Annotated in this window: 21 protein-coding genes; 7 read left to right on the top strand and 14 right to left on the bottom strand. The window is 60.4% G+C overall.

Annotated elements, in window-relative coordinates; genetic code table 11:
• Positions 1–9: 9 nt before the first annotated feature.
• The 7 genes from gcvH to arcD all read right to left on the bottom strand — a co-directional run bounded on the left by gcvH (position 10) and on the right by arcD (position 7888).
• The gene (gene gcvH, locus AC3WK5_RS08885) at positions 10–393 is read right to left on the bottom strand and encodes a glycine cleavage system protein GcvH (protein ID WP_103315009.1); all 384 of its coding nucleotides are present in this window, start codon (positions 391–393) and stop codon (positions 10–12) included.
• A 438-nt stretch (positions 394–831) separates the two neighbouring features.
• A complete protein-coding gene (gcsR, locus tag AC3WK5_RS08880; protein ID WP_103315007.1) occupies positions 832–2340 on the bottom strand; it encodes a transcriptional regulator GcsR in 1509 nt (502 codons plus the stop codon).
• A gap of 205 nt (positions 2341–2545) precedes the next feature.
• Positions 2546–2902: a DUF5064 family protein gene (locus tag AC3WK5_RS08875; RefSeq protein WP_054593699.1), complete on the bottom strand. Its 357-nt coding sequence runs from the start codon at positions 2900–2902 to the stop codon at positions 2546–2548.
• A gap of 57 nt (positions 2903–2959) precedes the next feature.
• A complete protein-coding gene (gene arcC / locus AC3WK5_RS08870) occupies positions 2960–3889 on the bottom strand; it encodes a carbamate kinase (RefSeq protein ID WP_103315006.1) in 930 nt (309 codons plus the stop codon).
• A 190-nt stretch (positions 3890–4079) separates the two neighbouring features.
• The gene (locus tag AC3WK5_RS08865; protein WP_054593697.1) at positions 4080–5090 is read right to left on the bottom strand and encodes an ornithine carbamoyltransferase; all 1011 of its coding nucleotides are present in this window, start codon (positions 5088–5090) and stop codon (positions 4080–4082) included.
• A gap of 71 nt (positions 5091–5161) precedes the next feature.
• Positions 5162–6418 carry an arginine deiminase gene (gene arcA / locus AC3WK5_RS08860; RefSeq protein WP_103315005.1) on the bottom strand — a complete coding sequence of 419 codons (1257 nt, stop codon included), beginning with the start codon at positions 6416–6418 and terminating at the stop codon, positions 5162–5164.
• A gap of 42 nt (positions 6419–6460) precedes the next feature.
• Positions 6461–7888, bottom strand: a complete 1428-nt coding sequence (arcD, locus tag AC3WK5_RS08855) for an arginine-ornithine antiporter (protein WP_103315004.1) — start codon at positions 7886–7888, stop codon at positions 6461–6463.
• A 495-nt stretch (positions 7889–8383) separates the two neighbouring features.
• On the opposite strand from arcD, the gene AC3WK5_RS08850 reads away from it, so the two are divergent.
• Positions 8384–9247: a DNA-3-methyladenine glycosylase family protein gene (locus AC3WK5_RS08850; protein ID WP_103315003.1), complete on the top strand. Its 864-nt coding sequence runs from the start codon at positions 8384–8386 to the stop codon at positions 9245–9247.
• Between the two features lie 36 nt (positions 9248–9283).
• On the opposite strand, the gene AC3WK5_RS08845 is transcribed toward AC3WK5_RS08850, so the two are convergent.
• From AC3WK5_RS08845 to gap, 7 genes are all read right to left on the bottom strand, one after another.
• Entirely contained in the window at positions 9284–10630 is a 1347-nt protein-coding gene (locus tag AC3WK5_RS08845; RefSeq protein ID WP_103315002.1) for a CoA transferase, read from the bottom strand.
• Positions 10631–10712: 82 nt separating this feature from the next.
• Positions 10713–11321 (bottom strand): biliverdin-producing heme oxygenase, encoded by a 609-nt coding sequence (locus tag AC3WK5_RS08840; RefSeq protein WP_103315001.1) that lies wholly within the window; start codon positions 11319–11321, stop codon positions 10713–10715.
• Positions 11322–11434: 113 nt separating this feature from the next.
• Positions 11435–13999 carry a TonB-dependent receptor gene (locus tag AC3WK5_RS08835; protein ID WP_103315000.1) on the bottom strand — a complete coding sequence of 855 codons (2565 nt, stop codon included), beginning with the start codon at positions 13997–13999 and terminating at the stop codon, positions 11435–11437.
• Between the two features lie 120 nt (positions 14000–14119).
• On the bottom strand, positions 14120–15091 hold the full coding sequence (locus tag AC3WK5_RS08830) for a FecR family protein (RefSeq protein ID WP_103314999.1): 972 nt from the start codon (positions 15089–15091) through the stop codon (positions 14120–14122).
• A 118-nt stretch (positions 15092–15209) separates the two neighbouring features.
• Positions 15210–15728: an RNA polymerase sigma factor gene (locus tag AC3WK5_RS08825; RefSeq protein ID WP_103314998.1), complete on the bottom strand. Its 519-nt coding sequence runs from the start codon at positions 15726–15728 to the stop codon at positions 15210–15212.
• A 75-nt stretch (positions 15729–15803) separates the two neighbouring features.
• Complete coding sequence (locus AC3WK5_RS08820) at positions 15804–16268, bottom strand: methylglyoxal synthase (protein ID WP_103314997.1); 465 nt, start codon at positions 16266–16268, stop codon at positions 15804–15806.
• A 24-nt stretch (positions 16269–16292) separates the two neighbouring features.
• Positions 16293–17294, bottom strand: a complete 1002-nt coding sequence (gene gap / locus AC3WK5_RS08815) for a type I glyceraldehyde-3-phosphate dehydrogenase (protein ID WP_054593689.1) — start codon at positions 17292–17294, stop codon at positions 16293–16295.
• A gap of 224 nt (positions 17295–17518) precedes the next feature.
• Here gap and edd point away from each other — a divergent pair, with 224 nt between their 5' ends.
• The 6 genes from edd (at position 17519) to AC3WK5_RS08785 (ending at position 25619) form a co-directional block, all read left to right on the top strand.
• Positions 17519–19345, top strand: a complete 1827-nt coding sequence (gene edd, locus AC3WK5_RS08810; RefSeq protein WP_103314996.1) for a phosphogluconate dehydratase — start codon at positions 17519–17521, stop codon at positions 19343–19345.
• Complete coding sequence (locus AC3WK5_RS08805; RefSeq protein ID WP_054593687.1) at positions 19342–20292, top strand: glucokinase; 951 nt, start codon at positions 19342–19344, stop codon at positions 20290–20292. The genes edd and AC3WK5_RS08805 overlap by 4 nt, the downstream gene beginning before the upstream one ends.
• Positions 20293–20498: 206 nt before the next feature.
• Complete coding sequence (locus tag AC3WK5_RS08800; protein ID WP_103314995.1) at positions 20499–21230, top strand: response regulator; 732 nt, start codon at positions 20499–20501, stop codon at positions 21228–21230.
• A gap of 31 nt (positions 21231–21261) precedes the next feature.
• A complete protein-coding gene (locus tag AC3WK5_RS08795) occupies positions 21262–22689 on the top strand; it encodes an ATP-binding protein (RefSeq protein WP_177474849.1) in 1428 nt (475 codons plus the stop codon).
• A 245-nt stretch (positions 22690–22934) separates the two neighbouring features.
• Positions 22935–24194: a D-mannose isomerase gene (locus AC3WK5_RS08790; RefSeq protein WP_103314993.1), complete on the top strand. Its 1260-nt coding sequence runs from the start codon at positions 22935–22937 to the stop codon at positions 24192–24194.
• Positions 24195–24311: 117 nt separating this feature from the next.
• Positions 24312–25619 carry an ABC transporter substrate-binding protein gene (locus AC3WK5_RS08785; RefSeq protein WP_103314992.1) on the top strand — a complete coding sequence of 436 codons (1308 nt, stop codon included), beginning with the start codon at positions 24312–24314 and terminating at the stop codon, positions 25617–25619.
• Positions 25620–25644 lie beyond the last annotated feature (25 nt).

The following is a 25644-nucleotide window of genomic DNA, read 5'->3' as shown; positions in this document are numbered from 1 at the left end:
GGCGGCTCCTCAGGCTTCGGCGTTGGCTTTGATCAGACGGTCGTAAGCGTCTTGATCCAGCAGATTGGCGACAGCCGAGGCGTCGGTAGGCTTGAAGCGGAAGAACCAGCCTTCGCCCAGCGGATCTTCGTTGACCAGTTCAGGGCTGCTGTCCAGCGCCGGGTTCACTTCCAGCACGTCACCGTTCAGTGGCATGTACACGCCGCTGGCAGCTTTTACCGATTCCACGGTGGCTGCTTCAGCGCCTTGTTCGTAGGACTGCAGCTCAGGCAGTTGTACGAAAACCACGTCGCCCAAGGCGTTCTGTGCGAAGGCGGTGATGCCGACCGTAACGCTGCCGTCAGCTTCGGTGCGCAGCCATTCGTGATCTTCAGTAAAACGCAACTCGCTCATGGAAACTCCTAGGGGGCCAGATTCGTCTGGTGGACGCGATTGAATGCTCGTGCAGGGCAGAGCTGAATGTTCAGTGACTTGACAAGAACGTAGCAAGAACGCGGCCAACGTTTTTTATTCGTTATAAATCAATAGGTTGATGATTATTGCGGGCGAGGTGAAAAACACGACTGTAGCGAAATCGCTACAGATTGAGGCGTGTAAAAAAGCCTATGGGGATCAAAGCCTTGCGTAGCGCAGTTTAATCGAGTGTGTAGCGAAATCGTTCCGCTGTAGCGCATTCAGTACAGGTGGAGGTCGCTTTTGAAGTGGGGTGCGGAGTCATGGCTATCCCTGTGGGAGCGGGCTTGCTCGCGAATGGCGCGCCACGGTCATTCAGATACACCGCGTTATCGTTCTTCGCGAGCAAGCCCGCTCCCACATTTGACCGCGTCAGGTTCAGGCCTTGCCCGGAATCCCGTACTTGCGCAATCGATGGGCAATGGCGGTGTGCGAGGTCTGCAGGCGGCTGGCCAGTTGGCGGGTCGAGGGGTAGTTGACGTAGAGCTTTTCCAACAGGGTTTTCTCGAACGCTTCCACGGCCTGCTCAAGGCTGTCGACATCCACGTCGCTTTCGCGCGCTACCGAGGTGCCGGCGATGTCCAGGTCGCCGATGTCCACCAGGCTGCTTTCGCAAATGGCCGCGGCGCGGAAGATCACGTTCTGCAATTGCCGCACATTGCCCGGCCAGCGGTTGCCGAGCAGGGCTGGATACGTGCCGGGCGCGAGACGACAGACCGGGCGCTGGATCTGCGCGCAGGCCTGCTGCATGAAGTAGCGCGCCAGCAACAGGATGTCCTGACCGCGTTCCCGCAGTGGCGGGACTTCTACGTTGAGCACGTTGAGGCGGTAGAACAGGTCTTCACGGAACGTGCCTTCGCTGACCATTTTTTCCAGGTTGCGGTGGGTGGCGCTGAGGATTCGCACGTTGACCTTGACCTCGCGATCGCCACCAACTCGACGGAAGCTGCCGTCGTTGAGGAAACGCAATAATTTGGCCTGCAAGTACGGCGACATTTCGCCGATCTCGTCGAGGAACACCGTGCCTTGGTTGGCCAGTTCCATCAGGCCTGGCTTGCCGCCACGCTGAGCGCCGGTGAAGGCGCCGGGGGCGTAGCCGAACAGCTCGCTTTCGGCGAGGTTCTCCGGGAGTGCCGCGCAGTTCAATGCCAGAAACGGCGCGCTGTGTCGGGCGCTGATGGCATGGCAGGCGCGGGCCACCAGTTCTTTGCCGGTGCCGGTTTCACCCTGGATCAGCAGCGGAGCATCAAGTGCCGCCACCCGTTGTGCACGGGCCTTAAGGGTGCGGATCGCCGGGGACTCACCGAGCAACGCATCGAAACCTTCGGCGTGATCGTGGTGCAACGCCGAGAGTTGCTCACCGATGCGGTTGGGTTGATACAAAGTCAGCAGGGCGCCGGCATCGGTGATGGGCGTAGCGTCCAGCAGCAAGGTCTGGCCGTTGACGGTGATCTCGCGCAAAGGCAGGCGGAAGCCGTTTTCCAGCAGCGTGTCCAGCAGCGCCGGATCGCTGAACAACTCGGCGACGCTTTCCCCGGCCGGTTCACGGCCGTACAAGGCAATCAGTGCCGGGTTGGCCAGCAACACGTTGCCGGCGCTATCGAGGGCCAGCACCGGATCGGTCATCGCCGCCAGCAGCGCATCGAGTTGCAGGTGCCGACGTTGGCCGGGAAGAATGTCGACCACCGTCACCGCTTGCACGCCGCGCACATTGAACAGCGCATCGCTCAGTTCTTCGAGCACTTGCGGGCTGAGGGTCGGCGCATCGATGTAAACGTTCGGCGGCACCATTTCCACCGCATCCAGGTTGAGATTGCGCCCACCGAGCAAGGCCAGGACTTCCTGGGTGATGCCGACGCGGTCGATGAAGCTGACGTGGATACGCATGGGACGGTTCAGTGTTCTGGAGTGCGGAGGGTGGCAAGTATGCCTTGGAGCGGGGTAATGGTGAAATCCTGCGCAGGACTTCACCTCAACACCGAACCAATGTGGGAGCGGGCTTGCTCGCGAAAGCGGTCTGACATTCAACGTTGATGGCGACTGAGACACCGCTTTCGCGAGCAAGCCCGCTCCCACAGGGAAGTGTGGGTTATTACAGGTGTTCAGGCTTCACCGGATCACCGGATTTCACGTCAAGCTGCTTGCGTACGTCTTCGAACATTTCGTCGTAGTACTTGTGCAACGAGCTGATGTTGGCAGTCTTGGGCATGCCGTATTTCTGTGCGATGCGCGTGGCGTGTCGAGCAAAGTCGAAGGCCTGGTCTTTGGCCAGGAAGAAGTCTTCCTTCAGGTCCTTGCCCTCGACCGAACCATGCACCGTGAAAAGCATGCCTATACCTTCCTTGGGGTCGGTGGCGATCGCATAGTCGATGCACAGGTTGTAGCTGAAGTCGTCCTTGTTCAGTGCATGGCGCTCGATGTGCAAGTGACCGGGCTCAAATATGGCCATGGACATCTCCTTCAAAGGCGTTGAAACGGGGCAGGTTCAAGTCCTGCCCGGTTGGATTTACAGGTAAGTGATACCAGGTTCAGCCGTGCTGATTCGGGTGCCGGCCCTACCCTGGACGATCGCTTCGATGTCCGAGAGTGAACCGATCACCGCGACTTTGCCAGTGTTGCGGGCGAACTCGCAGGCAGCCTGGACCTTCGGCCCCATGGAGCCGGCGGCAAAATCGAGTTTTTCGATGTCGTCCGGGTGGGCCCGGGCGATGGCTTTCTGGGTCGGCTTGCCAAAGTCGATAAACGCGGCGTTGACGTCGGTGGCGATCACCAGCAAGTCACTTTCCAGTTGTTCGGCCAGCAGCGCCGAGCACAGGTCTTTATCGATCACCGCTTCCACGCCCTTGAGCTTGCGGTGCTCGTCGTACATCGTCGGAATGCCGCCACCGCCTGCGCAGATCACGATGCTGCCTTTTTCCAGCAGCCACTTGACCGGGCGGATTTCGAAGATGCGCTTGGGTTTCGGGCTGGCCACCACGCGACGGAACTTGTCGCCGTCCGGGGCGATGGCCCAACCTTTTTCGGCGGCGAGCTTTTCTGCTTCGGCCTTGGAATAGACCGGGCCGATGGGCTTGCTCGGGTGTTGGAACGCCGGGTCATTGGGGTCGACTTCGACTTGGGTCAGCAGGGTCGCGAAGGGCACTTCGAAGTCCAGCAGATTGCCCAGTTCCTGTTCGATGATGTAGCCGATCATCCCATCGGTTTCAGCACCCAGCACGTCCAGCGGATAAGGGCTGACAGAGGTGTAGGCGGCCGCTTGCAACGACAGCAGACCGATTTGCGGGCCATTGCCGTGGGCGATCACCAGTTGATTGCCGGGATGGATCTTGGCGATCTGTTCCGTGGCGACGCGGATATTGCCGCGTTGATTGTCCGCGGTCATGGGCTCACCACGGCGGAGCAGGGCGTTACCGCCCAGTGCAACGACGATACGCATAATGCAATCCTTCTAATCAGAGAAGTTGCGAGCGACGCGGTTCCCCCTGTCGGAACACGGTCAATGGGGGAGCGGGCTTGCTCGCGAAGACGGACTGACATGCACCATTGATGTCGACTGATACACCGCTTTCGCGAGCAAGCCCGCTCCCACATTCAGGCCGGTTCCGACAGGGAAACCGTGTTGATCGTTAAATATCCGCCAGCGCCGAGACCAGGATCGCCTTGATGGTGTGCATGCGGTTTTCCGCTTGCTCGAAGGCGATGTTGGCGGGCGATTCGAATACTTCTTCAGTCACCTCAACGCCGTTGGCCAGGTGCGGGTAGCGCGCCGCAATGTCCTTGCCGACCTTGGTTTCGCTGTTGTGGAACGCCGGCAGGCAATGCATGAATTTCACCCGGGGATTGCCCGAGGCTTTCATCATTTTAGCGTTGACCTGGTACGGCAGCAGTTGTTCGATGCGCTCGTCCCACGCTTCGACCGGCTCACCCATCGACACCCAGATGTCGGTATGAATGAAGTCCACACCCTTGACCGCTTCGGCAGGGTCTTCGGTGATGGTAATGCGTGCGCCGCTTTCTTCTGCGAAGGCTTTGCACTGATCGATGAAGTCCTGATGGGGCCACAGCGCTTTCGGTGCGCCGATGCGTACGTCCATGCCGAGTTTGGCGCCGATCATCAGCAGCGAATTGCCCATGTTGTAGCGCGCATCACCAAGGTAGGCGTAGCTGATGTCATGCAGCGGCTTGTCGCTGTGCTCGCGCATGGTCAGGGTGTCGGCGATCATTTGCGTTGGATGGAACTCGGCGGTCAGGCCGTTGAACACCGGCACGCCAGCGAACGTGGCCAGCTCTTCGACGATTTCCTGTTCGAAGCCGCGGTACTCGATGGCATCGAACATCCGTCCGAGAACGCGGGCGGTGTCTTTCATGCTTTCCTTGTGGCCGATCTGCGACGACACCGGGTCGATGTAGGTGACGTGAGCTCCTTGGTCATGGGCCGCGACTTCGAAGGCGCAACGGGTGCGGGTCGAGGTTTTTTCAAAGATCAGCGCGATGTTCTTGCCTTTGAGGTGCGGCTGTTCGGTGCCAGTGTACTTGGCACGTTTCAGGTCGCGGGACAGGTCCAGCAGGTAGTGCAACTCGCGATTGGTGTGGTGCATCAGCGAGAGCAGGCTGCGATTACGCATGTTGAAAGCCATGATGTGGATCTCCTTGGATTTCGGTTATCCCCAAGGCCGGCGCTTTATAAGCGCTGGCCCTGGTTTGAAGGTTAATAGTCGATCGGGTCGCGGATGATCGGGCAGGTCATGCAGTGGCCGCCGCCACGGCCACGGCCGAGTTCGCTGGCGCTGATGGTGATGACCTCGACCCCGGCCTTGCGCAGCAAGGTGTTGGTGTAGGTATTGCGGTCGTAGCCGATTACCACGCCAGGTTCCAAGGCCACCACGTTGTTGCCGTCGTCCCACTGTTCGCGTTCGGCGGCGAAGCTGTTGCCGCCGGTTTCGACGACGCGCAGGGCCTTGAGGTTGAGCGCGGCGGCCACGGTGTCGAGGAAGCTGGTTTCTTCGCGGCGGATATCGATACCGCCCGGTTTGCTTTCGTCAGGGCGCAGGGTGAAGGCCACAATCTGGCTGACCACTTCCGGGAAGATCGTCACCAGGTCGCGGTCGCAGAAGCTGAACACCGTGTCCAGGTGCATCGCCGCGCGGGATTTCGGCAGGCCGGCAACGATTACCCGCTCGACCGCTTTGTGCTTGAACAGGTTCAGCGCCAGTTGACCGATGGCCTGACGGGACGTGCGTTCGCCCATGCCGATCAACACCACGCCGTTACCGATGGGCATCACATCGCCGCCTTCCAGCGTGGCGTTGCCGTGCTCCTGATCCGGGTCGCCGTACCAGACCTGGAAGTCGGCGTTGGTGAACTCCGGATGGAATTTGTAGATGGCGCTGGCCAGCAGGGTTTCCTGACGGCGCGCCGGCCAGTGCATCGGGTTCAGCGTGACGCCGCCATAGATCCAGCAGGTGGTGTCGCGGGTGAACTGGGTGTTCGGCAGCGGCGGCAGAATGAAGCTGGAGTGGCCGAGGAAGTCGCGGAACATTTCGATGGTCTTGCCACCGAAGCTGTTGGGCAGGTCATCGGCCGACACGCCGCCAATCAGGAATTCGGCGATCTTGCGCGGCTCGAGGCTGCGCAACCAGGCGTCGACTTCGTGGACCAGGCCGACACCCACCGAGTTGGCGGTGATCTTGCGTTGCAGAATCCAGTCCAGCGCTTCCGGGTTGGCGACGATGTCGGTCAGCAGGTTGTGCATTTCCAGCACGTCGATATCGCGCTCGCGCATTTTGGTGACGAAGTCGAAATGGTCACGCTTGGCCTGGGCCACCCACAGCACATCATCGAAAAGCAGTTCGTCGCAGTTGTTCGGGGTTAGCCGCTGGTGAGCCAGACCGGGGGAGCACACCATGACTTTGCGCAGTTTGCCGGCTTCGGAATGTACGCCGTACTTCACTTTTTCCGTGGTCATTTCAGATCCTCCAGATAACAAAACAGTCGAGTGGTTCAGGTGCTACAGGGTCAGGAAGCCGTCGTAGAGTCCATAGGCCGCCACCAGGGCGCCAATGACTACCGCGGTGAAAATCAGCTTCTCGACGTTGGTGAAAACCGCTTTGCCCAACTCGCGCTTGGCCTTGGCGAACAGGATTGCGCCGGGGGCATAGAGCAGGGCGGACAGCAGCAGGTATTTGATGCCGCCTGCATACAGCAGCCAGATCGCATAGATCAGCGCGATGGCGCCGATGACCAGGTCTTTCTTGCGTTCGGCCAGGGCGTTTTCGTAGCTCTCGCCGCGCACCGCCAGCAGCAGGGCGTAGGCCGCCGACCACAGGTAAGGCACCAGAATCATCGAGGTGGCGAGGTAGATCAGCGACAGGTAAGTACTGGCCGAGAACAGGGTGATAATCAGGAAAATCTGCACCATGACGTTGGTCAGCCATAAGGCATTGACCGGTACCTGTTTGGAGTTTTCCTTACGCAGGAACTCCGGCATGGTGTGGTCTTTGGCGGCGGCGAACATGATCTCCGCACACAGCAGCACCCACGACAGCAATGCACCCAGCAACGAGATGACCAGGCCGACACTGATCAGCACTGCGCCCCAGTGACCGACGACGTGCTCGAGTACGGCAGCCATCGATGGGTTTTGCAGTTTGGCCAACGCCGGTTGAGTCATGATGCCCAGTGACAGCACGTTCACCAGCATCAGGAACAACAGCACGGTGATGAAGCCAATGACGGTGGCTTTACCGACGTCCGAACGTTTTTCCGCCCGGGCCGAAAAGATGCTCGCGCCTTCGATGCCGATGAACACCCAGACGGTGACCAGCATCATGTTGCGCACCTGGTTCATTACGCTACCCAGATCAGGGTTTTTCAGGCCCCAGATGTCGGCGGTAAAGATGTCGAGTTTGAAGGCGAAGATCGCGATCAAGACGAACAGCACCAGTGGCACGACTTTGGTGACCGTGGTCACCAGGTTGATGAACGCCGCTTCCTTGATCCCGCGCAGCACCAGAAAGTGCACGGCCCACAGCAGCAGCGAAGCGCCAATCACCGCCGCCACAGTGTTGCCTTCACCGAAGATCGGGAAGAAATAGCCCAAGGTGCTGAACAGCAGAACGAAATAGCCGACGTTGCCCAGCCAGGCACTGATCCAGTAACCCCAGGCGGACGAGAAACCCATGTAGTCGCCGAAACCGGCCTTGGCGTAGGCGTAGACACCGCCATCAAGGTCAGGCTTGCGGTTGGCGAGGGTCTGGAAGACGAACGCCAGGGTCAACATGCCCACGGCCGTAATGGCCCAACCAATCAGCACTGCGCCGACATCGGCACTGGCGGCCATGTTTTGTGGCAAAGAGAATATCCCGCCCCCAATCATGGAACCTACTACCAGGGCGACTAAGGCGCCGAGTCGTAGTTTTCCGGAAGATTCAGACATGCATGACTCCATTGTCGGAGAAGAGAGGCCACACTCTAAATCCGCTCGCTGACAGGACAGCTGATCTGGATCAGTTGATGGCCACATTCCATTGTTAATGACTGATGTGTAAATACTTCCTGAATAGAGCGTATGTGCCACAAGAAGCCTGTTCCAGAGGGCTTTTTATAAATTAACCGGGGATGGCTGCTAATAGCTGCGAGCCTTGAAGCTAGTTGTTTTTTCAGAATGCGCAAATTTTGCGCATCTGTTTTCAGTACAGAATTTATGTATCTGGAATGCCCCACAAAACCGGCAAAGTGCCTTCATGGCATAGATGAGAGCATTCTGAATAAGCATTGTTTTTTGCCGTTATTTTATTAACGTCATGCCACGTTGCCTATTTAATGAATTGAACACTTGTTATGGTTTCAAAACATGACAAACAGTCGACTCGAGATGAGAGGTAAGGATGTCGCAACCGGCGCAAACGCTTCGACTTGGCGGGCGGTTGCTGTGAGGTTGTTGCTCGACTATCAGCCGCCTTATGACTGGCCGGCGATGCTCGGCTTTTTGTCGGCGCGGGCGATTGCCGGGATGGAGTCGGTGGTCGATGGTGTGTACTCACGCAGCATCAGCCTGAACGGTGTGCACGGCACGTTCTCGATTACGCCAGCGACTGATAATGCGCTGGAGGTGAGGCTGTGCTTCCCCGATGCGTCAGTCGTGCCCGAGATCATTACGCGGTTGCGGCGGATGTTCGATCTGGACGCGGACTTGCCGCATATCCACCAGCAACTGGCGGTTGATCCGTTGATGGCAAGGTTGATTGCCGAGCGTCCTGGCTTACGGGTACCGGGGACCTGGGACGGGCTCGAACTGGCGATACGTGCGGTGCTGGGCCAGCAGATCACGGTCGGCGCCGCGATCAAGCTGGCGGGTAAGTTGGTGGCGCAGTATGGCGAACCGTTGTCTGCGCCGCTGTCAGGATTGACTCATGTGTTTCCTCAAGCGGCGGTGCTGGCGACAGCGGATCTGGCAACGTTGGGAATGCCGAAAAGCCGTGGGCGGACGCTGTCTGGCGTGGCGCAGGCATTGCTTGACGATCCCTTGTTGTTTGAACCGGGTCGGGACGACGGTATTGCGCGATTGCTGGCATTGTGGGGGATTGGCGACTGGACGGCGCAGTACATCGCGTTGCGACAGATGCGCGAGATGGATGCGTTTCCGTCAGGCGATGTGGGATTGATCAACGCGCTGGCGGCGCTGGAAGGCGGGCCGGTGACGCCGCGCGAGTTGTTGGCCCGTGCCGAGGCTTGGCGACCGTGTCGGGCGTATGCGGCGCAGGTATTGTGGACGTCGTTGGTTCGCATCGATTGATCGTTCCCACGTTCCGGTGGGAACGATCATGGGGGCTCACCATCGCGCCCGATGTGACCCCAATTCCCCGGCCGGAATGGCCCACTGCAACGGCGTGCCGGTAATTTTCAGCGGTACATGCAACCGATGCGCCGGGCCCCAGGGTGTCTGTTCAATCACCATTCCCTGATCGCTGCCATCTTCGGCCTGCAACGCCTCATCCGTCCCCGGACCCTGTTCAACCAGCAACTTTGCCGTGCGCGCCAGAGACAATCGTGCCGAGCCACTGCGTCCGCTACTCAACCGCTCAGCCAACAACTTGATCGCACTGGCCGCCATCAGGTAACCGGTGGCGTGGTCCAGCGCCTGAACCGGCAAGGGTGTCGGTTTGTCCGCCTGCTTCCACTCCATCCCGGCCTCGGCGATGCCGCTGCTCATTTGCACCAGGCTGTCGAAGCCCCGGCGGTTTTGCCAGGGACCGCTCCAGCCGTACGCATTGAGGCAAACGTCGATCAGGCCCGGGGCGAGTTCCTGCCGTTCGGCGGTGCCGTAGCCGAGGCGTTCGAGGGCGTTGGCGCGGTAACCGTGGAGCAGGATGTCGGCGTCCTTGAGCAGGCTTTCGAATACCCCGCGATCGACGCTGTTGTGCAGGTCGAGGCGGGCGCAGCGTTTACCCAAGGTGACTTCCGGAATCACACCCGGTTCGTTCCACTGCGCAGGATCAATGCGCAGCACATCGGCACCCAATCCCGCAAGGAAGCGGCTGGCAACGGGCCCGGCGAGGACGCGGGTCAGGTCCAGCACCTTGATGCCCGCCAGCGGTTGTGCGACCGAACCTTGCCAGGCTTTCGAGCGTTCGCTGTTGCCGGCGGAAAAATCAATCAGTGGCTCGGCGTTGACCGCCAACCCTTGAGGGTGGGACTGCCATTGTGGCCATGAGCGCATTTCAGCGGCGCAACCACCAGCCTCGACTATCGCGTGTTCCAGATCTCTTTTGCTCCATTGAGCGACCTTGGCGGCCATCGCGCTACGATCAAAGCAGTGTCCCAGCACCTGCTCGGCGGCACTGCGGTGATGGGGGGCATTGGTGTGCAGGCGAATCCAGCCGTCCTGGGTCGCGTAGTCCCCTGCGATGGAGTCCCACAACGGTGGCACGTTCCAGCCGATCGGGCGGATCGATGTGGCAAACCAGAAGGAGGCGAGACGACGGTCGACTTCAAGGGCCGGTAACCGACCGGTCTGTTGCCGGAGCAATTCGCTGGCGGCCTGGCCGGCAGCCGCGATGCTGGCGCTGGCGAGGTCCGTCACGGCAAACGTCGAGGGCAGGGCGCCTTTGGAGGTAAAGGTGATCGCAGTAGCGGGCAAGCCGAGCGCGGCTTGAATGGACGTCAGGAAATCAGTCATCGAAGGCCCTCCGGAAGAGAGCACGATCATAGTTCAAAACTGTGGGAGCGGGCTTGCTCGCTCCCACAGGATCGCATTTAGGTCATGCCAATTCAGGAGTTGCAGCGTAAGCCTGTTCCAGCAGCACGGTGAAGCGGTTGAAGGCGTCGATGGCGCCTTTTTCGACTGTGGCTTCTTCTTCGGCACTGAACTCAAGACCGTCGAGGGTTTTGACGAAGCGTTTCCAGCCTTCGGCGCGGCCACCGGCAGGTTCTCCCAGGTGACGGGCACCAAAGGTTTCGCTCAAACCCAGGCTAACGGCACGCTTGATCAGGAACGCGGCACCGAGTTTCGACCCTTCGGAGACGAAGATCCAGCCCAGGGCTTCGGCCTTGCCCGGGTTTTTCACGGCACCGGCCACCGGGGCCGGGACGTCGGTTTCCAGGTCAGCCAGGTCAGCCTTGGCGGCGTCGGCACGGCAACGCTGCGGCAGGTCCGGGACGATGGCGATCAGCTCGGCATCGTTGTACAGCGACACCAGTTCTGACTGGAACAGGTACTGGGCAACCACGAAGCGGGCGAAGTTGGCTTGGGTTTCGAACGGTGCATGAGCTTTCACCAGCGCGTCGAGCTTGCTGTGTGGCTCATTAGTGATCTGGTTCAGGCGTTGCGAGCGCAGGCTCGGGCGTTCAGAGGTGTGGGCAGCGGTCATGAAGAGGTCCTTGAGAATGAAAGGCGCGTTGTAACTGGACGAACCAGACGACGCGACAGCGTAAAAAATCCTCACTGCGCTATGGTCTGAAAGCGCAGTGAGGCCCGACTGGATCAGATGTCCCAGATCAGGTTGATCGCGAAGTTGCGGCCGGGCTCGGTCAGGCGATCAAGGTTGGCCGGGCTGAGCACGGCGGCTTCACCGACGCTGTCGTAACCGCGCACGTTGTCCCACTGCCAGTATTTCTTGTCGGCCAGGTTGTACACGCCAGCGCTGACGGTGACGTCGTCGGTCACTTTGTAGAAACCGCTCAGGTCGACCACGCCATAGCCCGGCGTCTTGAACTGGCTGCTGACGCCATCCGGCGACTTGAAGCTGCTGCTGTCGACGAGGTTTTTCTTCTGCACCAGGGTCCAGCTGAGCAAGGCACCGTAGTTGTCCTGGTCGTAACCCAGGCCGAACACGCCGGTCAGCGGGTTGACCGCGTTGAGCGGCTCGCCGGTGTCGTTGTTGCGACCGTGGGCATAAGCCACCGAACCCCGGGTGTAGAGGCCTTGCGGTGCGCCGAAGGTGTCGAGGTTCAGGCGGCCTTTGAGCTCAACGCCCTTGATGGTCGCGTGCTTGATGTTGTTGCTCTGGAACGTCAGCTCGTTGTAGCCCGGGGTGACGGCGTCTTCGTTGATGAAGTCGCGATACTTGTTATAGAACACCGCTACATCGAAGTGACCGGACTCGAAGATGCCGCGCAGACCGGTCTCGTAGCTCTGGCTTTTTTCCGGCCCCAGATTCGGGTTCGGCTCCACGCGGTAGCCGGTGGTGGTGTTTTCGAAACGGCCATACAGCGCCTTGGCGGTCGGGGTGCGGAAACCTTCGGCGTACTGACCGTACCAAGTGTAGTTGTCGGTCAGGGCGTAGGTCAGGCCGAACTTGGGCGACACGCGATGCCAGGTTTTGTTCTCGTCGCTGACCGAGCCTTTGCCGTCGGCGGCCACGGTGTTGAGGAATTCCTGGGTGATGTGCGGCTTGAGCTGGGTGTAGTCGTAGCGCAGGCCCGGCAGGAAGGTCCATTTGTTCCAGCGGATCTGATCCTGGGCGAACAGGCTGTAGGTGTTGATGGTCGGGTCCGGGAAGTCGCTGGACTTCTTTAGCACATCGCTAGGACTGATCGCGCCGATCGCTGTGCAACCACGGCCAACGGCCAGGCAGGTTCCGCTGCCGCTACGCGAACCGCTGACTTTCTCTTGCTTGATGGTGGTGCCGTAGGTCAGCAAATGGTCGGTTTCACCGATGTTGAAGGCCTTATCGAGCTGTGCGTCGAATACCCACTGCTTTTCTTCATAGAGGGTTTCGCGGCTGCGCATCACATTGCGGCTGAATGGGAAGTAGTTTTCCAGGGTGCTCTGATCGGTCTTGGCGATCTGGTAGTTCAGGCTCCACTTGAGGTGATCGACCAGCAAGGAGTCGAGGGCGAAGCTGTTTTCCAGGCCGAAGCGTTCGCGGGTGATGGTGTCGTTGCCAGTGCGCGAGCGGTACATGCCCATTGGCTGGCCATTGTTGAACGGGCCACCGACGGCGCTTCGCTGGTCGGTGTCGCGGTCGTCCTTGTACTTCTCGTAGGTCAGGCCCAGGCGTGCGTCATCGGCGTAATTCCAGCCGGCTTTGGCCAGCACGTTGGTGGTGCGCACGTCTTCCGGGTTAGCTGCGGTGCGATTGAGCCCCGTGCCGTTGTTGCTGCCGAAGGATTCGGTTTCGTGACCATCACGCTGACTGAAGTGCAGCAAGCCGTCGAACTGCTCGGCGCGCCCGGCGACGCTGGCGGATTTGAGCCAGCTGTCATCAGCAGAGTTGTAGCCGGTTTTCAGGCGGGCGCCGACGTCTTTGCCGGGCTTGATGATGTCGTCCGGGTCGAGGGTGAAGTAGCTGACCGCGCCGCCAATGGCGTTGCTGCCGTAGAGCACCGACGCCGGGCCGCGGAGGATTTCCACGCGTTTGATGATTTCCGGGTCGACGTAGTTGCGCTGGGTCTTGGCGTACGGACCGTTGAAGAAACCGTTGGGCACTTCGACGCCATCGACCTGGGTCAGGACCCGGTCACCGTCGATACCGCGAATGTTGTAGCCGCTGATGCCGCCACGGGTGCCGGTGCCGCCGACCGAAACACCCGGTTCGTAGCGCACCAGTTCCTTGATGGTGTTGACGTTGTCGTGGTCCAGCTCTTCGCGAGTATGAACGGTCACGGTGCTCGGCACGCTGTCGATGCTCTGTTCCTGACGGGTGGCGCTGATGGTCATCTGTTGCAGGGCGAGGGTGCCGCCGACACTGCGTTTTTCCAGCACGATGTTGTGATTGCCCAGTTTGCGATAGCTCAGGTTGGTCCCCACCAACAGGCGATCGAGGGCTTTTTCCGGGGGCAGCGAGCCGTGTACGCCCGGCGAGGCAACGCCTTCGGCCAGTTCAGCCGGCAAGCCGACCTGCCAACCGGTTACGGCGGTAAAGGCATTGAGTGCCGACACCAGTGGCTGCTGGGGAATGGCGAACGAGTAGTCGCCCATGTTGCGGCTCGGTTGTTCGACGGTGGCGGCCATGACCGGTGCCGTGCCGGCCAACAGAATGGCGGCAGTCAGCAGGGACAGCACGCAGGAAGGTGAAGAGGACCGGCGGGTAAGGCGAGAGGACATCGATAGCGCTCCGTGTCGCACGAATCTTATAGGTGCAGATCCGCATCAAAGATGCGAATCAATTGCATTGGCTATAACGAGACGAACGATGAAGCGCTATCGAGTAAAAATAATTCTCATTTAGTTCAGGATCACCAGTGCCGGAAATTCCTCAAGCCTGGCCGAGGTGATGTGGGCCAGCGAGCGCACCACGTCCAGCGGTTGGTCGAGACGGTAATTGCCGGTCACCGCGACGTTGGCCAACTGTTCATTGGTGTTGATGATCCAGCCTGGGTAGTAGCGGCGCAACTCGGCCAGCACTTGGCTCAATGGGCAGTTTTCAAACACCAGTCGGCCCTGGACCCAGGCCAGATCGGTCGCCGGGTCGAGTCTGGCCGGTTGATCGAAGCCATTAGGGCCGATACGAATGCTTTCGCCCGCGCTCAGGCGCACGCGGGCGTTGCTGTGGGTGGTGCGCAAGTCGACGTCGCCGCGTTGCACGCGAACCTGCGCAATGCCGTCCAGGTAACGCACGGCGAACGTGGTGTCGCGCACGCTGGCCGTGACCGGGCCGGCGTCGATTTCCAGTGGCAGGCCGCGATTGGCCGCCACCTCGAAATAGGCCTCGCCCTGATACAGGCGGGCAATGCGCTGCTGTTCGTTGATGGTGCTGGAGAACGCCGAATTGGTATTGAGCAGGACTTTTGAACCATCCTCCAGTTGCAGGCGCTGACGCTCGCCGACCACGGTCAGATGATCTGCCTGAATCCGCATTGGCAGGTTGCTGAAGCTGAACAGCCCGAGGATCAACACTGCCGCCATGGCCAGTGGTTTCCAGTGCGGGCGCAGGCGCTCAAGTTTTGAGACCTTGCGTTTGGTCGTGCTCAAACCCAGCGCGGCTTGCGCGACCTGCGGCCCGTCCCAGATCGCCTGGGCCTTGGCGAATGCTTCGGCGTTGCGCGGGTCGGCGGCAAGCCAGTCGTGGAATTCGCGGCTTTGTTGCTCGCTCGGACTGTCCAGCACGATCAGCCAGTCCAGCGCCTGGTCCATGGCGCTGGTGCTGGCTGAGTCCCGCGCCGGGAGTGGCGGGTGGGAAGGTGGGCTGTCCGTCACGGGTGTTCCTCGGCTGCGTCTGCGCGCGGCTGGTTTTTGATAGGGGGAGTGCAAACGACGGCTAAGGGTAGCAAAGCCTGAGTCATGACGTCGTTGTGCAAAATAATGGCTGGCAGACTCAGTGCTCGTTGAGGCGATCAGCGACACCGACGCAGATTGCCATGATCAGCTTCAGGTCTTTTTGCACGGTGCTCAAGGACACGCTGAGCTGTTCGGCGATCTCCAGATAGCTGTGCCCGTGCAGGCGGCTGAGGATGAAGATCTGCTGTTGGCGCGGGCTGAGTTGGCTGAGGCTGATGTTCAAGCGTTCGAGCAACTGTTCGGCATGGGCGGCGTCCTCGGCACTGCTGAGCGGCGCCGCGATGCTTTGCACGACGTCCAGCGGAACGTCTTCGAGCATCGTTCGGGACTGAATGCGCCGTGCGCGCAAATGGTCCAGCGCCAGGTTGCGGGCGGTTTGAAACACGAAAGGTTCGAGGTGATCGATGGCCCGTTCACTCAACGCGCGGGCCACTCGCAGGTAGGTTTCCTGCAAGAGGTCCTCGGCGGTGCTGTGGTTATTGACCATCCGCTCCAGGGTCCGCAGCAGCGAGACTCGCTGCGCGAGGAAGACATGGTTGAAGCGCGATTGACTCACAGTAGGACCTGATCCATTTCAAGTGAATGATAATGCTTATCATCTACCTGAAAGGTCAAGCGCTACCGGTGAGAATTATTTGCGGCCTTGCAGGTACGCCGGGTAATCGGGGATCCGGTACGCGTGCGGTTGATCCATCAGCGGGCTGCTGAGCAGGTAATCGGCGCTGCATTCATTGCAGGCCACTGGAATGTTCCAGACCGCCGCGACCCGCAGTAATGCCTTGATGTCCGGATCGTGAGGTTGCGGCTCGAACGGGTCCCAGAAGAACACCAGCATGTCGACCCGCTGCTCGGCGATTCGCGCCCCCAGTTGTTGGTCGCCACCCAACGGGCCGCTGATCATGCTTTCAACGGGCAGCCCCAGGCGTTTGCTCAACAGCATCCCGGTGGTGCCGGTGGCCACAAGCTCGTGTTGGGCGAGCTTGTCCTTCTGCCGCTCGGCCCAGTCCAGCAAGAACACTTTGCAGTTGTCATGGGCAACCAGGGCGATGCGTTTGCGCGCCGCCATGGTTTTTTGGGTAAAGCTGATACCGATCATCGGCTGCTCCACGGGTAACCGGCCTTATTCGGCGTTGCACAGGGCGAGGCAGTTATCGAGCATGCGGTTGGAGAAGCCCCATTCGTTGTCGTACCAGGCCAGCACCTTGAGCAGCTTGCCGCTGGACTTGGTGTGATTGGCATCGAAAATCGACGACAGCGGGTTGTGGTTGAAGTCGCTGGAAACCAGCGGCAGGGTGTTGTAACCAAGGATCTTCGAGTGCTGGCTGGCTTCTTTGAGCAATGCGTTGACCTCGCCAGCGCTGGCTTCGCGCTTGAGCTGCACGGTCAGGTCCACCAGCGACACGTTGATCACCGGCACGCGCACCGACATGCCGGTCAGTTTGCCAGCCAGTTCCGGCAGCACCAGGCCCACCGCTTCGGCGGCGCCAGTCTTGCTCGGGATCATGTTCTGGGTGGCCGAACGCGCACGGTACGGGTCGACGTGGTAGACATCGGTAAGATGCTGGTCATTGGTGTAGGCGTGGATGGTGGTCATCAGACCGCTTTCGATGCCCAGCTCGCGGTGCAACACCTGAGCCACCGGGGCCAGGCAGTTGGTGGTGCACGACGCATTGGAAATGATCTGATGCGATTGGCGCAGGATGTCGTGGTTGACCCCGTACACCACGGTGGCGTCGGCGCCTTTGGCCGGGGCCGAGATAATCACTTTGCGCGCGCCAGCGCTAATATGGGCAGCGGCTTTGGCACGGTCGGTGAACAGACCGGTGCATTCGAACACGACGTCGACCTTCTCGGCAGCCCACGGCAATTCGGCCGGGTTGCGAATGGCGCTGACCGAAATCCGGTCGCCGTTGACGGTCAGGCTTTCCTGATCGTGCTGCACATCGGCATCGAAGGTGCCGTGCACGGTGTCGTACTTGAGCAGGTGGGCGTTCATCGAGCTATCGCCCAAATCGTTGATGGCGACGATCTGTAAATCCTGACGGTAGCCTTGGGTATACAGTGCGCGAAGGACATTGCGGCCAATGCGGCCAAAACCATTGATTGCAATTCGTAGAGTCATATGAAAAGCGCCTTCGTCATATTTGTTGTTGGAATTACAAGATTATTCGCAAAAAAATAGAAAACAAGCCTTTTTAGTGGCAATATTTTGTTTTATCTACAACGAGTGACCTGAATCAACTGGTCCGAGTGGTCAAGAAAACCGTCAGCGCGTCACGCGTCGATGCCTCTTGATCAGCATAGACACGAACAGGTCGCCACATCCGTTAGCCTGGAGTTCTACACATGCATCCCCGCGTACTTGAGGTCACTGAACGGCTTGTCACCCGTAGCCGCGCTACCCGTGAGGCCTACCTTGCACTGATTCGCGGCGCCGCCAGCGATGGCCCGATGCGCGGCAAGCTGCAATGCGCCAACTTCGCCCACGGCGTGGCCGGATGTGGCACCGAAGACAAGCAAAGCTTGCGGATGATGAACGCCGCCAACGTGGCGATTGTTTCGTCATATAACGACATGCTCTCGGCGCATCAGCCGTACGAGCACTACCCGGAACAAATCAAACACGCATTGCGCGAGATCGGTTCGGTCGGCCAGTTCGCCGGCGGCGTGCCGGCCATGTGTGACGGCGTGACCCAAGGCGAGCCGGGCATGGAACTGGGCATTGCCAGTCGTGAAGTGATCGCGATGTCGACCGCTGTCGCGCTGTCGCACAACATGTTCGACGCGGCAATGATGCTCGGCATCTGCGACAAGATCGTGCCGGGCCTGATGATGGGCGCGCTGCGTTTCGGTCATCTGCCGACGATTTTCGTTCCGGGTGGGCCGATGGTGTCGGGCATTTCCAACAAGGAAAAAGCCGACGTGCGCCAGCGCTACGCCGAAGGCAAGGCCAGCCGCGAAGAGCTGCTGGAGTCGGAAATGAAGTCCTACCACAGCCCTGGCACCTGTACCTTCTACGGCACCGCCAACACCAACCAGTTGCTGATGGAAGTCATGGGCCTGCACTTGCCGGGCGCGTCCTTCGTCAACCCGAACACCCCGTTGCGTGATGCCCTGACCCGTGAAGCTGCGCACCAGATCACCCGCCTGACCAAGCAAAGCGGCAACTTCATGCCGATCGGCGAAATCGTCGACGAGCGTTCACTGGTCAACTCGATTGTTGCGCTGCACGCCACCGGCGGCTCGACCAACCACACCCTGCACATGCCGGCCATCGCCATGGCGGCCGGTATTCAACTGACCTGGCAGGACATGGCCGACCTCTCCGAGGTGGTGCCGACCCTGAGCCACGTCTACCCGAACGGCAAGGCCGACATCAACCACTTCCAGGCCGCGGGCGGCATGTCGTTCCTGATCCGCGAACTGCTGGAAGCCGGTCTGCTCCACGAAGACGTCAACACCGTGGCCGGCCATGGCCTGAGCCGCTACACCCAGGAACCGTTCCTGGAAAACGGTGAGCTGGTCTGGCGCGAAGGTCCGATCGAAAGCCTCGATGAAAACATCCTGCGTCCGGTCGCCCGTGCGTTCTCGCCAGAAGGCGGCCTGCGGGTGATGGAAGGCAACCTCGGTCGCGGGGTGATGAAAGTCTCGGCCGTGGCACCGCAACATCAAGTGGTCGAAGCACCGGCGATGGTCTTCCAGGATCAGCAGGACCTGGCCGATGCGTTCAAGGCCGGCCTGTTGGAGAAGGACTTTGTCGCGGTGATGCGCTTCCAGGGCCCGCGCTCCAACGGCATGCCGGAACTGCACAAGATGACGCCGTTCCTTGGCGTGTTGCAGGACCGCGGCTTCAAGGTTGCGCTGGTGACTGACGGGCGGATGTCCGGCGCGTCGGGGAAAATCCCGGCGGCGATTCACGTCAGCCCGGAAGCCTTTGTCGGTGGTGCTTTGGCTCGCGTGCAAGAGGGCGATATCATCCGCGTCGATGGCGTCAAAGGCACCTTGCAGCTGTTGGTGGACGCCGATGAATTTGCCGCTCGCACACCGGCCAAAGGCCTGCTGGACAACGGCATTGGTTGCGGTCGCGAGTTGTTTGGCTTCATGCGCATGGCCTTCAGCTCGGCAGAGCAGGGCGCCAGCGCCTTTACCTCTGCCCTGGAGACCCTTAAGTGAAACTAGCGCTGGTCGGTGACATTGGTGGAACCAATGCGCGTTTTGCGTTGTGGAAAGACCAGCAACTGGAGTCGATCCAGGTGCTGGCGACGGCCGACTATGCCTGCCCGGAAGACGCCATCGGCGTCTACCTGAGCGGCCTCGGCCTGGCGCCCGGTTCGATAGGCGCGGTCTGCTTGTCGGTAGCCGGCCCGGTCAGCGGTGACGAGTTTCGTTTTACCAACAACCACTGGCGGCTGAGCCGCAAGGCCTTTTGCCAGACCTTGCAGGTCGACCGGCTATTGCTGGTCAACGATTTTTCGGCCATGGCGCTGGGCATGACGCGCCTGCAACCAGGCGAGTTCCGGGTGGTCTGCGAAGGCACGCCGGAGCCATTGCGCCCGGCCGTGGTGATCGGTCCCGGTACTGGCCTTGGGGTCGGCACCTTGCTGGATCTTGGTGAAGGCCGTTGGGCCGCATTGCCAGGGGAGGGTGGACATGTCGACCTGCCGCTGAGCAGTCCGCGAGAAACCCAACTGTGGCAACACATCTACAACGAGATCGGTCACGTCAGTGCCGAAACAGCGCTGAGCGGCGGCGGTTTGCCGCGCGTCTACCGGGCGATCTGTGCTGTCGACGGGCATGAACCTGTGCTCGATACCCCGGAAGCCATCACTGCCGCCGGCCTTGCAGGCGACCCGATTGCCGTGGAAGTGCTTGAGCAGTTCTGCTGCTGGCTCGGTCGGGTGGCCGGCAACAACGTGCTGACCGTCGGTGGGCGTGGCGGTGTCTACATCGTCGGCGGGGTGATTCCACGGTTTGCCGATTTCTTTCTCAAGAGCGGTTTTGCCCGCTGCTTCGCTGACAAGGGCTGCATGAGTGAGTACTTCAAGGGCATTCCGGTCTGGCTGGTGACCGCACCGTATTCCGGTTTGACCGGCGCGGGAGTGGCACTGGAACAGGCTTGATACCTGTGGCGAGGGGGCTTGCCCCCGTTCGGCTGCGTAGCAGCCGTAAATGCAGTTGCCGCGTTTATTCAGGCAAACCGCAGCGACTGTTTTGGGACCGCTATGCGCTCCAACGGGGGCAAGCCCCCTCGCCACAAATGCTCGCACGTCATTAGATTTTCTTAAGGCATAATCCGCCCCAACACTAACAACAAGGATGCCGCCCCGTGAGCTCAGTCAACAAGTCGATTTTGTTGGTCGATGACGATCAAGAGATACGCGAGTTGCTGGACACCTACCTCAGCCGCGCAGGGTTTCAGGTGCGGACCACGCCCGACGGCGCCGGCTTTCGCCAGGCGCTGAACGAGGCGCCGAGTGATCTGGTGATCCTTGATGTGATGTTGCCCGACGAAGACGGCTTCAGCCTGTGCCGCTGGATTCGCCAGCACCCGCGTCAGGCCCAGGTGCCGATCATCATGCTCACCGCCAGTTCCGACGAGGCCGACCGGGTCATTGGCCTGGAACTCGGCGCCGACGATTACCTTGGTAAACCCTTCAGCCCTCGTGAGTTGCAGGCGCGAATCAAAGCCTTGCTACGACGTGCCCAATTCGGTCAGGAGCGCTCTGGCGGCGAGGTGTTGGCCTTCGATGAATGGCGGCTGGACATGGTCAGCCACCGGCTGTTCCACACCGATGGCGAAGAGGTGATTCTCTCCGGCGCCGATTTCGCGCTGCTGAAACTCTTCCTCGATCACCCGCAGGAAATCCTCGACCGCGACACCATCGGCAATGCCACCCGTGGCCGCGACCTGATGCCACTCGATCGCATCGTCGACATGGCCGTCAGTCGTTTGCGCCAGCGTCTGCGCGATACCGACAAACCTCCTCGCCTGATCCGCACCGTGCGCGGCAGCGGTTATCAACTGGCCGCCAATGTAGTCGCCAGCAATGGCCACTGAGTTTTTCACTCGCCTGATACGGCGGGTGCCGGTGCCGCGTTCGCTGCTTGGGCGGATGTTGCTGCTGACTCTGCTCGCGGTGTTGTTCGCGCAGACGCTGTCGAGCGTGATCTGGGTCTCGCAATTGCGTGCCACGCAGTTGGAAGGGCTGGTCACCGCAGCTCGCAGCCTGGCGCATTCGATGACCGCCAGCGTCAGTTACTTTCGTTCCTTGCCGGTGGCGTACCGGCCGCTGGTTCTCGACCAGTTGCGCAGCATGGGCGGCACCCGTTTCGTGGTGACGCTCAACGACAAACCGCTGGAAATGCAGCTGTTGCCGCCGACCCCGCGCAAACAAGCAGTGTTGGCTGCGGTGGATGACGTGTTGCGCGAATCGCTGGGCGCGGACACCAATATCTCCGTGCAATTCGTCAGCCCGGACGATCTGCGGATCTTCAATGGCGGTTTGAAACTCGACGAATTGCCGAGGTCCTGGGCGCACTACGCGTTGACCCTGGAGCCAGTCAATCCACCAGTGCTGGTCACCCAAATCAAACTGGCCCAGGGCGAATGGCTGTACATCGCGTCGCTGTTGCCCGAGCCCTATACCAGTCTGGAAGAGCAGGGCCTGCCGTCGCAGCAGGTCTGGTTTATCGTGCTCACCAGCGGTTTTCTGTTGTTGTTTATTGGCCTGTTGGTGCATTGGCAGAGCCGGCCGCTCAAGCGTCTGGCGCGGGCCGCACGGGACATGTCGCTGGGCGCCGAAGTGGAGCCGGTGGCCGAGGGCGGTGGCAGTGAAGTGGTCGAAGTCGGCCGGGCATTTAACGCCATGCGCGAGCGCATCAGTCGCTACCTGACGGAACGCAGCCAGTTGTTCAGTGCGATTTCCCATGACTTGCGCACCCCCATCACGCGTCTGCGCCTGCGGGTCGAGTTGCTGGAAGACGAGCGGCTGCAAGCCAAGTTCGGGCGTGATCTGGATGAGCTGGAGTTGCTGGTCAAAGGCGCGCTGCAATGCGTCAAGGACACCGACATTCACGAAAACATCGAGCCGGTGGACCTCAATCATGTACTCGATTGCCTGGTCGAGCCTTACCTGGCGCCCAACGGCAATGGTCGCGTAACCCAGCAAGGCCGGGCGTTGGCGCCGTATCCGGGTAAGCCGCTGGCGCTCAAGCGCTGTATTGGGAACCTGATCGACAACGCCCTCAAGTACGGGCAGAACGCCCATCTGCACATCGATGATGATGACAGCGCGTTTATCTTGCACGTCGACGACGAAGGCCCGGGCGTGCCTGAGCAGCGACTGGAGCAAGTGTTCGAGCCGCATTTTCGTCTGGCCGGACAGCAGCAGGGTTACGGGTTGGGGTTGGGCATTGCGCGCAATATCGCCCATAGCCATGGTGGAGAAGTCAGCCTGCAGAATTTGCGCGAGGGCGGACTGCGGGTGACGTTGCAGTTGCCTCGGAGTGCTGATTAGAGACACCGCGTTATCGTTCTTCGCGAGCAAGCCCGCTCCCACATTGGATTTTCGGCGTACACACAATCTGTGTTCGACACGGTCAAGTGTGGGAGCGGGCTTGCTCGCGAAAGCGTCCGACCATTCAGCACGTCACTTTTAGTAAGTGTCACAAGTCAGTGACATACCCGACCCCCTTCGTTACCTGCCCGCCACCGCCCGTTGTTTAGACTCTTCCCAGTCATAACAACAAAAAAAGGCACCCCATGAACACCACCCCACCTGCTTTCAGCAGTTGGCTGAAAGCACCTGCCCATCAGCAATGGCTGGCCGACGAAGGCTTGCGCCTGCTGGCTTTCGCCAAGGCATCGAAGCTGCCTGAAGGCTTCGGCAACCTGGACGAACACGGCCAATTACCGGCTGACGCCCAGGCCCACACCATGAACACCGCCCGCATGACCCACAGCTTCGCCATGGCCCACATCCAAGGCTTGCCGGGGTTTGCCGAGCTGGTGGATCACGGCATCAATGCCCTCAATGGCCCGCTGCGTGACGCCGAGTTCGGTGGCTGGTTTGCGGCGCCCGATCACCGTGATGGCGATACCGGCAAGGCCGCTTATCTGCATGCTTTCGTGGCACTCGCGGCGAGTTCTGAGGTGATTGCCCAAAGGCCCGGTGCAGAGGCGTTGCTCAACGATGCCATCGCGATTATCGAGCAGCATTTCTGGAGCGAAGAGGAGGGCGCGATGCGCGAATCCTTTAATCGCGACTGGAGCGAAGAGGAACCCTATCGCGGTGCCAACAGCAACATGCACGCCACCGAAGCCTTTCTCGCGCTGGCCGATGTCACGCAGGACAGCCGTTGGTTGAACCGTGCCTTGCGGATTGTCGAACGGGTGATTCACCGGCACGCAGCGGCCAACGACTATTTGGTGGTCGAGCATTTTGATCGCGATTGGCAACCGTTGCGCGACTACAACCAGGCCAATCCGGCTGATGGCTTCCGACCGTACGGCATCACGCCGGGCCATGGTTTCGAATGGTCACGACTGCTGTTGCACCTGGAGGCTGCGCGCGGGCAGGCCGGGATGTTAACCCCCGGTTGGCTGGTGAGCGACGCGCAACAACTCTTCGCCAACAACTGCCTTCACGGATGGGACGTCGATGGCGCGCCAGGCATTGTCTACACCCTCGACTGGGACAATCGCCCGGTCGTGCGCCAGCGTTTGCACTGGGTTCATTGCGAAGCCAGTGCCGCCGCCAGTGCCTTGCTCAAGCGCACCGGTGAGGCGCAATACGAAACCTGGTACCGGCGTTTCTGGGAGTTCAGCGACCGCAGCCTGATCGACCGGATTCACGGCAGCTGGCACCACGAACTCGACCCGCAAAACCGCCCGAGCGCGCAGATCTGGGGCGGCAAGCCAGACCTCTATCACGCCTGGCAAGCAGTGTTGATTCCACGCTTGCCGTTGGCACCGAGCATGGCCAGCGCATTAGCTCAAGGCTCTAGTTCGGCACTTATGTAACCATGCAGTGACATTTTGCCGTCGCTTCGTTACCTGCCAAGCGATCTACGCTGTTTAAACTCGTTTGCAGCGCAAGCACCAGACTTGCATGCATAACAACAAGAAAGGTACTGCTAGATGAATGCGATTTCTCGCCTCGCCACTGTCGTTTCTCTTGCCACGCTGTTTCCCCTGACTGCATTTCCTCTCAGCGCCCTTGCCGCCGATTCCAAAGGTTCCGTGGAAGTCGTGCACTGGTGGACTTCGGGTGGTGAAAAAGCAGCGGTCGATGTCCTCAAGGCTCAAGTCGAAAAAGACGGCTTCACCTGGAAGGACGGTGCAGTCGCCGGCGGTGGTGGCGCTACGGCCATGACCGTACTCAAAAGCCGCGCCGTAGCGGGTAATCCGCCAGGCGTCGCGCAAATCAAAGGTCCGGATATCCAGGAGTGGGGCAGCACTGGCCTGCTCAGCACCGATGCGCTGAAAGGCGTTTCCAAAGCTGAAAACTGGGACGGCCTGCTCTCGAAGAAAGTCTCCGATACCGTCAAATACGAAGGCGATTACGTCGCCGTTCCGGTGAACATTCACCGCGTCAACTGGCTGTGGATCAACCCGACGGTCTTCAAGAAAGCCGGTATCGACAAAGCCCCGACCACCCTCGAAGAGTTCTATGCCGCTGGCGACAAACTGAAAGCTGCGGGCTTCATTGCCCTGGCCCACGGTGGTCAGCCTTGGCAGGACAGCACCGTGTTTGAAGACGTGGTGCTCTCGGTCATGGGCCCTGAGGGCTACAAGAAAGCCCTGGTCGATCTGGACCAGAAAACCCTGTCCGGCCCGGAAATGGTCAAGTCCTTCACCGAGCTGAAAAAACTCACCGGCTACATGGACCCCAACCGCGCGGGCCGTGACTGGAACATCGCTGCCGCCGACGTGATCAACGGCAAGGCCGGCATGCAGATGATGGGTGACTGGGCCAAGAGCGAATGGACCGCCGCCCACAAGGTAGCGGGCAAGGACTATCAGTGCGTGCCGTTCCCTGGCACTGAAAAAGCCTTCACCTACAACATCGACTCTCTGGCGGTGTTCAAGCTCAAGGCTGATCGCACCGGCGATATCGCCGCTCAGCAAGACCTGGCCAAGGTCGCGCTGGGTAAAGACTTCCAGAAGGTCTTCAGCATCAACAAAGGTTCGATCCCGGTGCGCACCGACATGCTCAATGACATGAGCGCGGCGGGCTTCGACTCCTGCGCCCAGGCGTCGGCCAAGGACTTCCTGGCTGACGAGAAGACCGGCGGCCTGCAACCGAGCATGGCGCACAACATGGCCACTTCCCTGGCTGTGCAAGGCGCGATCTTCGATGTGGTGACCAACTTCATGAACGACAAGAGCGCTGACCCGGCCAAGGCCAGCGCCCAACTGGCATCGGCCATCAAAGCCGCCCAGTAACACCAGGACCGCCGCGGGCCCGACC

The sequence above is a fragment of the Pseudomonas sp. FW306-02-D09B genome (genome assembly GCF_058782685.1).
Note: the sequence above shows the minus strand (reverse complement) of the source record. Positions and strands in the feature narration are given on the sequence as shown.